A 12788-nucleotide genomic window follows, 5' to 3' on the forward strand; every position below is an offset into this window, starting at 1 on the left:
CATGTGATGATTAAGAAATACCTGCAAGTAACTAAGCCAGGAATTATTTTCGGTAATTTAATTTCTGTCGTCGGGGGATTCCTCCTTGCTTCCAAAGGAAGCATCGACTTCCCTCTCTTTCTCGCTGCGTTTGTTGGCGTCTCGTTGGTCGTCGCATCGGGCTGTGTGTTTAACAACTACATAGACCGCGACATTGACAAGGTAATGGAAAGAACGAAGAACCGAGTTCTGGTAAAAGGACTTATACCGCCGAAAACCACCCTGGTTTACGCTACTCTCCTGGGTATTTTAGGCTTTGCGTTGCTGTATGTTGGTGCTAACCCGCTGTCTATGTGGTTAGCAGTGATGGGCTTTGTGGTTTATGTTGGGATTTATAGCCTGTACATGAAACGCAAATCCGTCTACGGCACGCTGATTGGTAGCTTATCCGGCGCTGCGCCGCCGGTTATCGGATACTGTGCCGTCAGCGGCCAGTTCGATACCGGTGCGTTGATCCTGTTACTGATCTTTAGCCTGTGGCAGATGCCGCATTCCTATGCGATTGCCATCTTCCGCTTCAAAGATTATCAGGCAGCGAATATCCCGGTTCTTCCGGTTGTTAAAGGCGTTGCGGTTGCCAAGCATCATATTACGGTCTGGATCCTGGCCTTTATGATTGCCACACTGATGCTAACCCTGAGCGGCTACGCAGGTTATAAATACCTGATTGTTGCAGCAGCGGTAAGCGTTTGGTGGCTGGGCATGGCACTGCGCGGATACAAAACTGAAAATGACATCGTATGGGCAAGAAAGCTGTTTGTTTTCTCCATCGTTGCCATCACGTCACTGAGTGTCATGATGTCTATCGACTTTAACGCGGCAGCACCGAGCAGCTTACTGACCTACGTTTGGTAAGCTCGGCGGTTAACGTCAAATGAGAAATGGCCGGTCTTGACCGGCCATTTTTTTTAAGCTTTTTAGTCCCCTCTTTACCTGTGCGTTTCGTTGTATAATTAATTTTTCAGCCCTCCTTGAGAAACCTGAAATATCTGCTAAACATCCAGCAATTTACCTGCACACAAAAAAGACACTACAATGTCGTTGTTTGTAATTTTGAGGTAGCAATGAACGATAACCAAATGACCCGTCAGGAAAGTCGGGCGACCTGGGGACTAGGGACAGTATTTTCACTTCGCATGCTCGGCATGTTTATGGTTCTCCCGGTTCTAACCACTTACGGCATGTCATTAGCCGGCGCAAGCGAAACACTCATCGGTATTGCCATCGGTATCTACGGACTGGCCCAGGCCATCTTCCAGATCCCGTTCGGCCTGCTTTCTGACCGCATCGGGCGCAAACCGCTTATCGTATTCGGGCTGCTTATCTTCACCGCCGGTAGCGTGATAGCAGCCAGCACCCACTCTATCTGGGGCGTCATTATCGGACGCGCACTCCAGGGCTCCGGGGCGATAGCCGCTGCCGTGATGGCGCTGATGTCCGACCTGACCCGCGAGCAGAACCGGACCAAAGCAATGGCGTTCATCGGCATCAGCTTTGGGATTACTTTCGCCATTGCGATGGTACTCGGCCCAATCATTACCCATGCCTGGGGCCTGCACGCACTGTTTTGGGCGATTGCGGTTCTGACCCTTTGTGGCATCGTCATTACTCTGACCGTGGTCCCCTCCCCTGCGACTCACCTGCTCAATCGTGAATCGAGCGTGGTGAAAGGCAGCTTCGGCAAGGTGCTGACCAACGGGAAACTGCTGAAACTCAACTTTGGCATCCTTTGCCTGCACATCCTGTTGATGTCGAGCTTCGTGGTCCTACCGCAGGTGATGGAAAAGGCTGGATTCCCACCGAGTGAACACTGGCGCGTCTATCTGGTCACCATGCTGACCTCATTCGTTGCCGTGATCCCGGTTATCATTTACGCCGAGAAAAAGCGCCACATGAAGCAGGTGTTCATGGGCTGCGTCGCGGTGCTGCTGCTGGCAGAGCTGGTGCTGTGGGCTGCCGGTCTTCATCTGTGGGCGATCATTACCGGGATTCAGCTGTTCTTCCTGGCCTTCAACGTGATGGAAGCCATTCTGCCGTCGCTTATCAGTAAGGAATCCCCTGCGGGCTATAAAGGTACCGCGATGGGTCTTTACTCGACGAGCCAGTTTATCGGCGTGGCAATCGGCGGTAGCCTCGGCGGCTTTATCTTCGGTCATGCCGGTGCCGGTGCCGTATTCATGGCCTGTGCGGCGATTGCCGTAGTCTGGTTCTTTGTGAGTGCCACGATGTCTGAACCGCCTTACGTCAGCAGCCTGCGTATTACGCTGTCTGAAGATGTGGCGAAAGACGCAACGCTGGCAACGCGCATGAAATCGCAGCCGGGCGTAGCCGACGTGGTCGTGGTAGCGGAAGAGCTGAGCGCCTACGTGAAGGTGGATACCAAGCAGACAAATCGACAGGCATTAGAGGCGTTCGTTAGCCAGGCCTGATGAGAGATAAAGGGGGGAGCCGCGCTGAAACAGCGTCTCCCCCTTCTACTTTCCCCCGCAGAATAAAGGCGGGGGAAAGCCCGTTTTAGTCGCGGAAGTTCTTGAACTGGAACGGCTGTCCCAAATCCCCACCGCGCACCAGCGCCATCACGGCCTGCAAATCATCGCGCGCCTTACCGGTTACGCGAACTTCGTCACCCTGAATCTGCGCCTGAACCTTCAGCTTGCTGTCTTTAATCAGCTTTACAATCTTCTTCGCCAGCGCACTTTCGATGCCGGAATGCAGCTTGGCATCAACGCTGTAGGTTTTGCCGCTGTGGGTCATCTCTTTCGGAATCTCCAACGCACCGCCTTCAATGCTGCGCTTCAGCAAGGCAGCGCGCAGGATGTCCAGCAGCTGCTCAACCTGAAAATCAGAAACGCTGGCAACCTTGATGCTCTCGTCTTTCTCGTTTAACTCGAAGCTGGCTTCGACATTACGAAAATCCCAACGGTTAGCCAGGTCGCGGGTCGCGTTTTCGACCGCGTTGCGAACTTCCTGCATATCAATTTCAGAAACAATATCGAAAGATGGCATTGTCGCTTCTCCCTTAAATTTATTTGTACGTACTCTGCGATGGCAGACATGATACCGTCTTCCCTGAACATTGCCAAAAGCAGGCGACACAAACTGACGTCGTTAGCAGTTTTTAGGACTATTTTAAGCCAATTTGGCGCAGTCCAGCGCTCACGGCTGCGGCAACCAGAATCACCACAATCAACGGCTTTTTACGCCAGGCAAGAAATGCGGCGACCGCCACGCCGACAGGACGGGCATACCCCGCGAATCCGCCCCCCTCATAAAGGGTTGCTACCGCGGCTACCGCCAATAATAACGTCGTCGCCGCGTCGCCAAGCAATGCGTTCGCCCCAGGGGAGAGCGTCAGGCGACTGCCGAGACGAAATCCCGCCAGTCGTAGCAGATAGGTTCCGGTCGCCAACACCGCAATTCCGGCGATAATCAGGCCATGTTCGGTCATTTGTGTCGCCTCCACAGCGCCAGGCCAAACAGTGAAAACAGCACCGGCAGGCCCGCAGGCACCAGCGGCACCGCAGCCAGAGACAACGCCATGCCGGTCAGAGCACGGCGCAGCGTTTGCCGATGTTTAAGTGCCGATGCCGTCAAGGCAACCAGAATGGCGGGGAACACCGCATCGAGGCCAATCACCTTGATATCAGGAATCATTGTGCCGAGGGTTCCACCAATCAATACCCCAAGCGGCCAGCAAACTACGATCCCCAACCCGCAGAGCCAATAGGCGGCACGGCTTTTCGCCGGACTTTTCTGCGACACGCCAAACACCACGCTTTCATCGTTCATGATGTGGCACCCCAGCAGTCGATAGGCCAGCCCTTGACGCGCTGCGTCCTCACTGTCAATCAAATCTTTTACCGCCATGCCAAACGGCAGATGACGCGCATTGACTAAGAGCCCGGCCGCCGCTGCCGCAAACGGGCTACCGCCGCCCGCGACGATACTGATAAACAGAAACTCCGAGGCACCGGCCAGCACCAACAGCGACAGCGTCATTGGCACCCACAGCGGGAAACCAACGGCCGTCGCCATCGAGCCATAAGAAATGCCAACAATTCCGTCGGCCAGACACACCAGTGCAATGGCCTTGATAACATCACCGCCCAGCGGTGAAATCCAGCTAACACGCATCATACCTATCCCATATCGAACGCGAAGGCTGTTATAATGAACAATTCACAGCAAACTTACAAGACGAACGATCGTTCGATATAAAAAACACCGGTGGCCACTATGACGCAACCCATCAGCATTATTGCCAAAGCACTCGTACGCGAACGCCAGCGCACCGGCCTGTCGCTGGCCGAGATCTCTCGCCGCGCCGGGATAGCAAAATCCACGCTGTCACAGCTGGAGTCAGGGAACGGCAATCCCAGCATCGAGACCCTGTGGTCCCTGTGCGTGGCGTTGGATATTCCCTTCGCCCGCTTGATGGAACAGGAAGTCAGCACTTCGCAAGTGATTCGTTTTGGCGAAGGACCGTCGGTGACCGCAGAGATGGCGCATTACAAGGCGATACTCTTAGCCACCTGCCCACCGGGTGCGAGAAGAGATATCTATCAACTGATCACCCAGCCGGGTGAAGACCGCCATTCGCATCCGCACTCTCCCGGCTCGATTGAACATCTGATCGTGACTCAGGGCCGGGCGCTGGTTGGCCCAACCGATTCAGCTACCGAACTGAATCCCGGCGACTATATCTGTTACCCAGGCGATCAACCTCACGTTTTCAAAGCGTTAGAACCCAACACCCATGCCATCCTCATCTCCGAGCAGAATTAATGTTTGCATCAAAAGTGTGACCTGGCCCACAAAAGACTATACTTGAGGTATAGATTTAACGTTTTGGCAACATTCCAACGTCTCTTTTGATTTTGGGACACTGTCTGTACTCCGGTAGATTTTGTGTGGCGGCAAGGCGGCGGCGCGAAAGCTGCGGGGGTAAATAGGAGCAAAGATGAAGATTAGTGTTTTGGGGTGTGGCGCGCTGGGCCAACTCTGGCTCTCGACGCTGTACCAGCAGGGGCACGACGTGCAAGGATGGGTACGCATTCCACAACCGTTCTGCGCCGTCAACGTCATCTCTCCCGACGGCACCGCGTTCAATCGTAATTTGCCGACCAACGATCCCCAGCATTTAGCCGACAGCGAGCTGCTTATCGTGACGCTGAAAGCCTGGCAGGTATCCAGCGCGCTCGGTACGCTGCTGCCAAAGCTCAACGAAAACTGCAGCGTACTGCTGCTGCACAACGGTATGGGAACCGTCGATGAACTCCCAGCACATCGCCAGCCGATTCTACTGGGAGCGACGACCCACGCGGCGCGACACGAAGGAAATGCGATTATTCACGTCGCGGCGGGCATCACGCATATCGGTCCGGCAAATCAGCGCGGTGCGGGGGCAAGCTACCTGGCCGATCCTCTGCACAGCGCCCTGCCTGACGTCGCGTGGCACGACAATATTCTGCCGTCACTGTGGAATAAACTGGCGGTAAACTGCGTGATCAATCCTTTGACTGCGGTGTATAACTGTACCAACGGCGACCTCATAGCGCACGGTGAGATGATTGAAAGCATCTGCGGTGAAGTGGCAGAAGTCATGGCAATTGAAGGCTATCAGACCCACAAAGAGTCGCTGCTGAGCTATGTTTATCAGGTTATCGATACTACCTCGGCCAACCATTCCTCGATGTTGCAGGACATTCGCACCCAACGTCATACCGAGGTTGACTACATCACCGGTTACGTTTTGCGTCGTGGTCGCAGCCACGGTTTGCAGCTGCCGATGAACAATAAATTATTCGAAATGATTAAAAGAAAGGAAAGTGATTATGAGCGTTTCGGCTCTGGTATGTCTGGCACCTGGCAGTGAAGAACTGGAAGCCGTCACCGCGATAGACCTGCTGGTTCGCGCCGGGGTTAACGTCACCACCGCCAGCGTGGCGGGTGATGGCAACCTTGAGATCCGCTGTTCGCGCGGCGTGAAAATCCTCGCCGACGTCGCACTGGTTGACGTCGCAGACGAAGAATTTGACGCCATCGTGCTGCCCGGTGGCCTGAAAGGTGCAGAATGTTTTCGCGACAGTCCGCTGCTGGTCGAAAAGGTACGCCACGTTAACGTCACCGGAAAACTGGTTGCCGCTATCTGCGCCGCACCCGCGCTGGTGCTGGAATATCATGACCTTTTCCCGGTCGGCAATATGACCGGTTTCCCCGGCCTGAAGGACAAGGTGTCACCTGATAAGTGGATGGATAAACGCGTAATGTTCGACCCGCGCGTCAACCTGCTGACCAGCCAGGGGCCGGGCACGTCGATCGAATTCGCGCTTAAAATGATTGACTTGCTGATGGGCAAAGCTAAAGCCGCCGAGGTCGCCTCGCAGTTGGTGCTTTACCCGGGTGTACACAACTATCAAGACTGAATCTTGATCCGCAGCGCCATGCTCTGGCGCTGCGGATTAACTGATTTTGAGGATTGAGCGAAAGATAAAAGCGACTCAATATAAAGGGATTATAATTATCTCTTTTCAAGAGGTTATCGTGATGATTATCCCCCCTATTCTCCCCTCCTCTTTGCCGGACTGCCCCAATCCTCCAGGCTATTTTAATTCCGAGATAGCTCAGACATGCATCCTGATGACCGCCAGAATCGACGGACTGTATCTCAGCATGGCGGCCATACACAGCAACACACAAAACCTTCAGAAAAAATGCACCCGCGCGAAGGAGGTGCTGAAAAACATCGAAATTGTTGCCTGCAAAAACAATTTGCTTGCGACATCTAGCTGGGGCACAAAACTGGTCAAAAATATTGATAGCGTGAGTAGAGAAGCCTACATGCTGGGCCAAAATGAAGCGCCAATACAGGAATTTACCGAAGTTTCTAACGCTCTTATGTGGTGCTACGTGGATCTGATTAAGCAGCAAATTTGGCCTGATACTGCCATAGAGTAGAAACATAAACCGGTTAACGGGAGCGCCATCACAATCAATAGTCTTCTCCATTGCAGTAAGTCTGGCGGTTGATATCATTTTATTTCCAAATGTTTCGAAATTTAAAGCATCTTTTAAACACGATAGGGAAATAAACGTGAAAAAACTGACCTCTGCCCTGTTAATCAGTCTGGTACTGACCGGCTACGTGCAGGCCGCTGACAAGCATTATCTGACGCTGCAAGACACCGCCGACAGCGTGCAGCTACTCCCGCCGCCTCCGGCCTTTGACAGCGTGGCCTTCCAGGCCGATAAAGCTGCCTACGAGCAGGGCAAATACCTGCGTAACACCCCACGCGGCACACAAGCCTACAGCGACGCCGACTCGTCGGCCGATAACGTCACCAAAAACTTCTCCACCCCGTTCGGCTTCGAGATAACCGCGCAGAATACCCCGGCAATCTATGAGCTCATCGCCACCATGAAGGAAGACGCCGGAGACTATGCCACCAAATCCGCCAAGGAAAAATATAACCGTATTCGTCCTTTCGCCTTCTTCCACGAACCTACCTGCCGCCCGGATGATGAAAGCAAGCTCGCCAAGAACGGATCCTACCCGTCAGGCCATACCGCCATCGGCTGGTCGATTGCGTTGGTGCTGGCAGAAATTAATCCAACGCGCCAAAACGAGATCCTCAAACGTGGCTTCGAACTGGGCCAAAGCCGCGTGATTTGCGGCTATCACTGGCAGAGTGACGTCGATGCGGCGCGCGTCGTGTCGTCGGCGGTCGTCGCCCGACTGCACAACAACCCACAGTTCGTCAGCCAGCTGGCGAAAGCTAAAGAAGAAATCGCCAAACTGCGGCAAAACGCAAAGTAACCCTGCCCGGGACCGGATTGCTAAAATCTGCGCATAAAAAAGGGATTGCCACGGCAATCCCTTTTTCTACCTCGTTATCGCACTCAGCGCTGATGGCCTATGGACGATAAACCTTCACATTTTTATAGCCCTGCTCGTGCAGATAAAGCGCCTGTAGGCGGCTCATCACCCCACGATCGCAGTAAAGCAGGTAGGTCTTACTCTGGTCGAGCGAGCCAAAAGCGCCGCCGAGTTTGTAGAACGGAAGCACCGCTGTTTCAACCCCTTCAAGCTGCAGCGGATTCTCTTCCTGTTCGTCCGGTGCTCGGATATCCAGCACGACGTCGGTCGCGGCAAAATCGGCCACGGTTTCGACTTCGGCCACTTCCTGCTGCGACTCTTCGGCAATGGTGCGAATGTCCTGATTCTTGGCTTCGGAAATGACTTTTTCCAGAATCGAGAAATCAAATAGCGCTTCTTCGGCTTCGATTTTTGCTTTAATCGCTTTTACGGTCGGGCTTTTGGAAATCACGCCGCAGTATTCAGGCATGGTTTTCGCAAAGTCCTCGGTGCCGATTTCGCGGGCGATATCGATGATGTGCTGCTTGTCATGAGAAATTAGCGGGCGCAGGATAAGGGTATCGGTCGCGTTATCGATCAGTCGCAGGTTGGACAACGTTTGGCTTGATACCTGGCCCAGTGCTTCCCCTGTCACCAAGGCCTGCACACCGTAGCGCTCGGCAATGGCAGAGGCGGCGCGAACCATCATACGCTTGAGCACGACGCCCATCTGACCGTCTTCGATCTTTTCGAGGATTTCGCCAACCACCGGTTCGAAATCGATAGAGATAAAGCGTACGCGGTGCGAGCTGCCGAAGCGGTTCCACAGATAATAAGCGACCTGTTTCACACCGATTTCATGCGCGGAACCGCCCAGATTAAAGAAGCAGTAATGCACGCGGCTGCCGCGACGCATCAGCATGTAGCTAGAGACGCCGGAGTCAAAGCCACCGGAAATCAGTGACATGACGTCTTCCTGCGTGCCGATAGGGTATCCGCTCAGGCCCTGATAGCGGCGCTTGATAAGCACCAGCTGGTCATCGTTGATTTCGAGCTTAACGGTGACTTGCGGGCTGGTCAGATCAACCTTGGCCGACGCGATATGCTGATTCAGGCCGCCGCCGACGTAGCGCTCTACGTCGCCAGAGCTGAAACTGTGCTTGCCACGACGTTTAACGCGCACGCAGAAGGTTTTACCTTCGAGCTCTTCGCGGTAGGCTTCCAGCGTCTGCTCGAAAATATGGTGAACATCATTAAACGGGCGGTCTTCGACCTCCAGTACGTGATGGATACCGGGAATGCGGCAGAGCAATTCAACAATCTGGTCATGTTTGCTTTCGTCTTTGCTGCGAACTTCGATATGATCCCAGTGGCGCACGACGGCCAGGGTCTCATCGCTGCTCTTCACAACGTTACGAATGCTGCTTGCAAGTATCTTAATGAAGCGCAAACGCACAGATTGGCTCTTGATGGTGATTTCTGGGAACAATTTAATGATAAACTTCATGGCATTCTTTTGTTAGCGGGTGAGAATACTGGGTCGTAAGTGTGAGAATAAGGATCTAGAATCAACTATTGGTAAACGTATGATTCACGAATACTGCGCTTACCAATATATTCTGCGGCGCGGAGTATAGCACTTTAATCGGGTACTTTGCGCGCAAAAGGATGCATCATAATAGCTGGTTACCTGCGCCGACGTTATCATAGGGATATCCTACGGCTCCCAGACCTTCGATATTGAAAGAGAATTATGCCAAAAAAAGCTGCACCACCTGCCAATTTCGAAACTGCATTGGCTGAACTTGAACAAATCGTCGCTCGCCTTGAATCAGGAGAACTTCCGCTGGAGGACGCGCTGAATGAGTTTGAACAGGGCGTACAGCTTGCCCGTCAGGGACAACAAAAGTTACAGCAGGCCGAGCAGCGCGTGCAGATCCTGCTCGACAGCGATAACGATGCCCCTTTGCAACCTTTTACACCGGAAGCTGAGTAATTCCTGATGTCCCAAATAGAACAACAAAGCGAAGCGAAAAGCTTCAGTCATCAGCTCCGTGAGCTGCAAAAGCGTGTCGATGGCGTTCTTGAAGGCTATGTCGCCGAACTGCCATTTTCCGACACGCCGCTGGTTGCCGCGATGCACCATGGTTCATTGCTGGGTGGAAAGCGCCTGCGTCCTTATTTAGTGTATGCCAGCGGACAACTTTTTGGCCTGCAATTAACCAGCCTGGACGCGCCTGCCGCTGCCATCGAATGCATTCACGCTTATTCACTCATTCACGATGACCTGCCTGCGATGGACGACGACGACCTGCGTCGCGGCCAGCCGACCTGCCACGTGAAATTCGGTGAAGCCAATGCCATTTTGGCCGGTGATGCCCTGCAAACGCTGGCGTTTTCGATTCTGGCCGACGTAGAGATGCCCGAGGTCGCGGTGAGCGATCGCTTGTCGATGATCTCCGAACTGGCGCGCGCCAGCGGCGTAGCGGGCATGTGTGCGGGTCAGGCCTTAGACCTCGAGGCCGAAGGCAAGCAGGTTGATTTACAGGCGCTGGAGCGTATCCATCGCCATAAAACCGGCGCGCTCATTCGCGCCGCCGTTCGCATCGGCGCTCTGGCAGCCGGTGCTCGCGGTCGAGCTGCGCTACCGCTGCTTGACCGTTACGCCGAGGCCATCGGTCTCGCCTTCCAGGTTCAGGACGATATTCTGGATGTCATTGGTGATACCCACACGCTGGGCAAGCGTCAGGGTGCAGATCAACAGCTTGGTAAAAGTACTTATCCCGCCCTGCTTGGGCTGGAAGGCGCACAGACCAAAGCCAAAGACCTTTATCAGGAAGCCGTTGCCGCCCTGGACGAGCTGGCCACACATTCTTACAACACGGCCCCATTGCTGGCATTAGCCCGCTTTGTTATTGAGCGTGACAGCTGATTGCCCGTAAACCGCTGTCGTCGCGATATTTCCATACTGCTTGGATGAGCCTCTTATATGAGTAACCAATGAGTCTTGATATAGCCAAATACCCCATGCTGGCACTGGCGGAGAACCCCGAAGAACTCCGCTCGCTTCCGAAAGAAAGCTTACCGAAGCTCTGTGACGAGCTGCGCCAGTACCTGCTGGACAGCGTGAGCAAGTCGAGCGGCCACTTTGCGTCCGGTCTCGGCGTCGTAGAGCTGACTGTCGCCATGCACTACGTCTACAACACCCCTTTCGACCATCTGGTTTGGGACGTAGGCCATCAGGCCTATCCCCATAAAATTCTGACCGGCCGTCGCGACAAGATTTCGACCATCCGCCAGAAAGAGGGTCTGCACCCGTTCCCGTGGCGCAGCGAGAGTGAGTACGACGTACTGTCGGTCGGCCACTCCTCAACCTCCATTAGCGCGGGGCTCGGCATGGCCGTTGCCGCCGAACGCGAAGGTAAAGGCCGTCGAACGATCTGTGTTATTGGTGACGGTGCCATCACCGCCGGTATGGCCTTCGAAGCGATGAACCACGCCGGAGATATCAAATCTGACATGCTGGTTGTGCTTAACGATAACGAAATGTCGATTTCCGAAAACGTTGGCGCACTGAACAACCACCTGGCGCAGCTGCTGTCGGGCAAGCTCTATTCGCGCCTGCGCGAAGGCGGAAAAAAGGTGCTGTCGGGTGTTCCACCTATTAAGGAGCTCATCCGTCGTACCGAGGAGCACCTGAAAGGCATGGTCGTGCCGGGTACGCTGTTTGAAGAGCTGGGCTTTAACTACATCGGACCGGTTGACGGCCACGACGTGGTGGCGTTGACCCAGACGCTGAAAAACATGCGCGACCTGCAAGGCCCTCAGCTGCTGCACGTCATGACCCGCAAGGGCAAAGGCTATGCGCCAGCCGAGAATGACCCCATCAGCTTCCATGCGGTACCGAAATTCGACCCGGCCAGCGGAACGCTGCCTAAGAGCAAAGAAGGCCTGCCGAGCTATTCGAAAGTCTTCGGCGACTGGCTGTGTGAAACGGCCGCCGGAGACAGCAAGCTGATGGCCGTCACGCCTGCGATGCGCGAAGGCTCAGGCATGGTCAAATTCTCCAAGACCTATCCGCAGCAATATTTTGACGTGGCGATCGCCGAGCAACACGCGGTGACTTTCGCAGCAGGTCTGGCCATCGGCGGCTACAAACCGGTGGTGGCGATTTATTCGACCTTCTTGCAACGTGGCTACGATCAGGTGATCCACGACGTCGCTATCCAGAATCTGCCGGTGCTGTTCGCCATCGACCGCGGCGGCATTGTCGGCGCAGACGGACAAACCCATCAGGGCGCATTCGACCTGTCGTTCCTACGCTGCATCCCGAATATGATAATCATGACGCCAAGCGATGAGAACGAGTGCCGTCAGATGCTGCACACTGGTTACCACCACCAGCAGGGTCCGGTCGCGGTGCGTTATCCGCGCGGTACCGGCACCGGTGCAACCTGTGAGCCGCTGGCCTCGCTGCCTATCGGTAAGGGCGTAGTTCGCCGTGAGGGTGAGAAGATTGCCATTCTCAACTTCGGTACCCTTTTGCCGGAGGCGCGAGAAGCCGCAGAGCAGCTTAACGCTACGCTGGTCGATATGCGCTTCGTCAAACCACTGGATAACGAACTCATCCTTTCTCTGGCTGCCAGCCACGATTCACTGGTGACCGTAGAAGAGAACGCTATCATGGGCGGTGCGGGCAGCGGCGTTAACGAACTGCTAATGTCTAAACGTGTCTGTGTCCCGGTGCTGAACATCGGTCTGCCTGACCTGTTTGTGCCGCAGGGTACGCAGGAAGAGATCCGCAGCGACCTCGGTCTCGATGCCGCAGGCATTGTGCGCCAGATAAACGACTGGCTCGCCTGATAACTCCCCGCTAATAGGCCGTCATCCTCCC

At 54.5% G+C, this 12788-nt stretch carries 14 protein-coding genes; 10 read left to right on the forward strand and 4 right to left on the reverse strand.

Annotated elements, in window-relative coordinates; all coding sequences use genetic code 11:
* The first annotated feature begins 6 nt into the window (after positions 1-6).
* Complete coding sequence (gene cyoE / locus BS640_RS03820) at positions 7-894, forward strand: heme o synthase (RefSeq protein ID WP_017489812.1); 888 nt, start codon at positions 7-9, stop codon at positions 892-894.
* Positions 895-1037: 143 nt separating this feature from the next.
* Positions 1038-2468 (forward strand): MFS transporter, encoded by a 1431-nt coding sequence (locus BS640_RS03825; protein ID WP_225741563.1) that lies wholly within the window; start codon positions 1038-1040, stop codon positions 2466-2468.
* A gap of 85 nt (positions 2469-2553) precedes the next feature.
* Here BS640_RS03825 and BS640_RS03830 read toward each other — a convergent pair whose 3' ends face one another.
* The 3 genes from BS640_RS03830 to BS640_RS03840 all read right to left on the reverse strand — a co-directional run bounded on the left by BS640_RS03830 (position 2554) and on the right by BS640_RS03840 (position 4173).
* Entirely contained in the window at positions 2554-3045 is a 492-nt protein-coding gene (locus BS640_RS03830) for a YajQ family cyclic di-GMP-binding protein (protein WP_017489814.1), read from the reverse strand.
* Positions 3046-3163: 118 nt separating this feature from the next.
* The gene (locus tag BS640_RS03835; protein ID WP_017489815.1) at positions 3164-3487 is read right to left on the reverse strand and encodes an AzlD domain-containing protein; all 324 of its coding nucleotides are present in this window, start codon (positions 3485-3487) and stop codon (positions 3164-3166) included.
* Positions 3484-4173 carry an AzlC family ABC transporter permease gene (locus BS640_RS03840; RefSeq protein ID WP_084912007.1) on the reverse strand — a complete coding sequence of 230 codons (690 nt, stop codon included), beginning with the start codon at positions 4171-4173 and terminating at the stop codon, positions 3484-3486. The genes BS640_RS03835 and BS640_RS03840 overlap by 4 nt, the downstream gene beginning before the upstream one ends.
* Before the next feature lie 102 nt (positions 4174-4275).
* Between BS640_RS03840 and BS640_RS03845 the strand changes: the two genes are divergently transcribed.
* The 5 genes from BS640_RS03845 to BS640_RS03865 all read left to right on the forward strand — a co-directional run bounded on the left by BS640_RS03845 (position 4276) and on the right by BS640_RS03865 (position 7855).
* The gene (locus BS640_RS03845) at positions 4276-4824 is read left to right on the forward strand and encodes a helix-turn-helix domain-containing protein (RefSeq protein ID WP_017489817.1); all 549 of its coding nucleotides are present in this window, start codon (positions 4276-4278) and stop codon (positions 4822-4824) included.
* 175 nt (positions 4825-4999) lie between these two features.
* Positions 5000-5914 (forward strand): 2-dehydropantoate 2-reductase, encoded by a 915-nt coding sequence (gene panE / locus BS640_RS03850; protein WP_017489818.1) that lies wholly within the window; start codon positions 5000-5002, stop codon positions 5912-5914.
* Positions 5874-6464: a protein deglycase YajL gene (yajL, locus tag BS640_RS03855; RefSeq protein ID WP_017489819.1), complete on the forward strand. Its 591-nt coding sequence runs from the start codon at positions 5874-5876 to the stop codon at positions 6462-6464. Before panE ends, yajL begins: the two co-directional genes overlap by 41 nt.
* Positions 6465-6582: 118 nt before the next feature.
* On the forward strand, positions 6583-6996 hold the full coding sequence (locus tag BS640_RS03860; protein ID WP_139802761.1) for a hypothetical protein: 414 nt from the start codon (positions 6583-6585) through the stop codon (positions 6994-6996).
* Positions 6997-7132: 136 nt separating this feature from the next.
* Positions 7133-7855, forward strand: a complete 723-nt coding sequence (locus BS640_RS03865; protein ID WP_084911954.1) for an acid phosphatase — start codon at positions 7133-7135, stop codon at positions 7853-7855.
* Between the two features lie 97 nt (positions 7856-7952).
* Here the strand turns inward: BS640_RS03865 and thiI are convergent, their stop codons facing one another.
* Positions 7953-9401 carry a tRNA uracil 4-sulfurtransferase ThiI gene (thiI, locus tag BS640_RS03870; RefSeq protein WP_017489822.1) on the reverse strand — a complete coding sequence of 483 codons (1449 nt, stop codon included), beginning with the start codon at positions 9399-9401 and terminating at the stop codon, positions 7953-7955.
* A 246-nt stretch (positions 9402-9647) separates the two neighbouring features.
* Here thiI and xseB point away from each other — a divergent pair, with 246 nt between their 5' ends.
* The 3 genes from xseB (at position 9648) to dxs (ending at position 12757) form a co-directional block, all read left to right on the forward strand.
* The gene (gene xseB / locus BS640_RS03875) at positions 9648-9890 is read left to right on the forward strand and encodes an exodeoxyribonuclease VII small subunit (RefSeq protein ID WP_009638651.1); all 243 of its coding nucleotides are present in this window, start codon (positions 9648-9650) and stop codon (positions 9888-9890) included.
* A gap of 6 nt (positions 9891-9896) precedes the next feature.
* Positions 9897-10826, forward strand: a complete 930-nt coding sequence (gene ispA / locus BS640_RS03880) for a (2E,6E)-farnesyl diphosphate synthase (RefSeq protein WP_017489823.1) — start codon at positions 9897-9899, stop codon at positions 10824-10826.
* Positions 10827-10894: 68 nt separating this feature from the next.
* The gene (dxs, locus tag BS640_RS03885; protein WP_026110244.1) at positions 10895-12757 is read left to right on the forward strand and encodes a 1-deoxy-D-xylulose-5-phosphate synthase; all 1863 of its coding nucleotides are present in this window, start codon (positions 10895-10897) and stop codon (positions 12755-12757) included.
* Positions 12758-12788: the final 31 nt, after the last annotated feature.

It is taken from the genome of Rouxiella badensis (assembly GCF_002093665.1).
Taxonomy (GTDB): domain Bacteria; phylum Pseudomonadota; class Gammaproteobacteria; order Enterobacterales; family Enterobacteriaceae; genus Rouxiella; species Rouxiella badensis.

Bases quoted from the DNA above. Each gene is read 5' to 3' on its own strand.
- cyoE (WP_017489812.1), top strand. From the start codon at position 7: ATGATTAAGAAATACCTGCAAGTAACTAAGCCAGGAATTATTTTCGGT.
- BS640_RS03830 (WP_017489814.1), bottom strand. From the start codon at position 3,045: ATGCCATCTTTCGATATTGTTTCTGAAATTGATATGCAGGAAGTTCGC.
- BS640_RS03835 (WP_017489815.1), bottom strand. From the start codon at position 3,487: ATGACCGAACATGGCCTGATTATCGCCGGAATTGCGGTGTTGGCGACC.
- BS640_RS03840 (WP_084912007.1), bottom strand. From the start codon at position 4,173: ATGCGTGTTAGCTGGATTTCACCGCTGGGCGGTGATGTTATCAAGGCC.
- BS640_RS03845 (WP_017489817.1), top strand. From the start codon at position 4,276: ATGACGCAACCCATCAGCATTATTGCCAAAGCACTCGTACGCGAACGC.
- panE (WP_017489818.1), top strand. From the start codon at position 5,000: ATGAAGATTAGTGTTTTGGGGTGTGGCGCGCTGGGCCAACTCTGGCTC.
- yajL (WP_017489819.1), top strand. From the start codon at position 5,874: ATGAGCGTTTCGGCTCTGGTATGTCTGGCACCTGGCAGTGAAGAACTG.
- thiI (WP_017489822.1), bottom strand. From the start codon at position 9,401: ATGAAGTTTATCATTAAATTGTTCCCAGAAATCACCATCAAGAGCCAA.
- xseB (WP_009638651.1), top strand. From the start codon at position 9,648: ATGCCAAAAAAAGCTGCACCACCTGCCAATTTCGAAACTGCATTGGCT.
- ispA (WP_017489823.1), top strand. From the start codon at position 9,897: ATGTCCCAAATAGAACAACAAAGCGAAGCGAAAAGCTTCAGTCATCAG.
- dxs (WP_026110244.1), top strand. From the start codon at position 10,895: ATGAGTCTTGATATAGCCAAATACCCCATGCTGGCACTGGCGGAGAAC.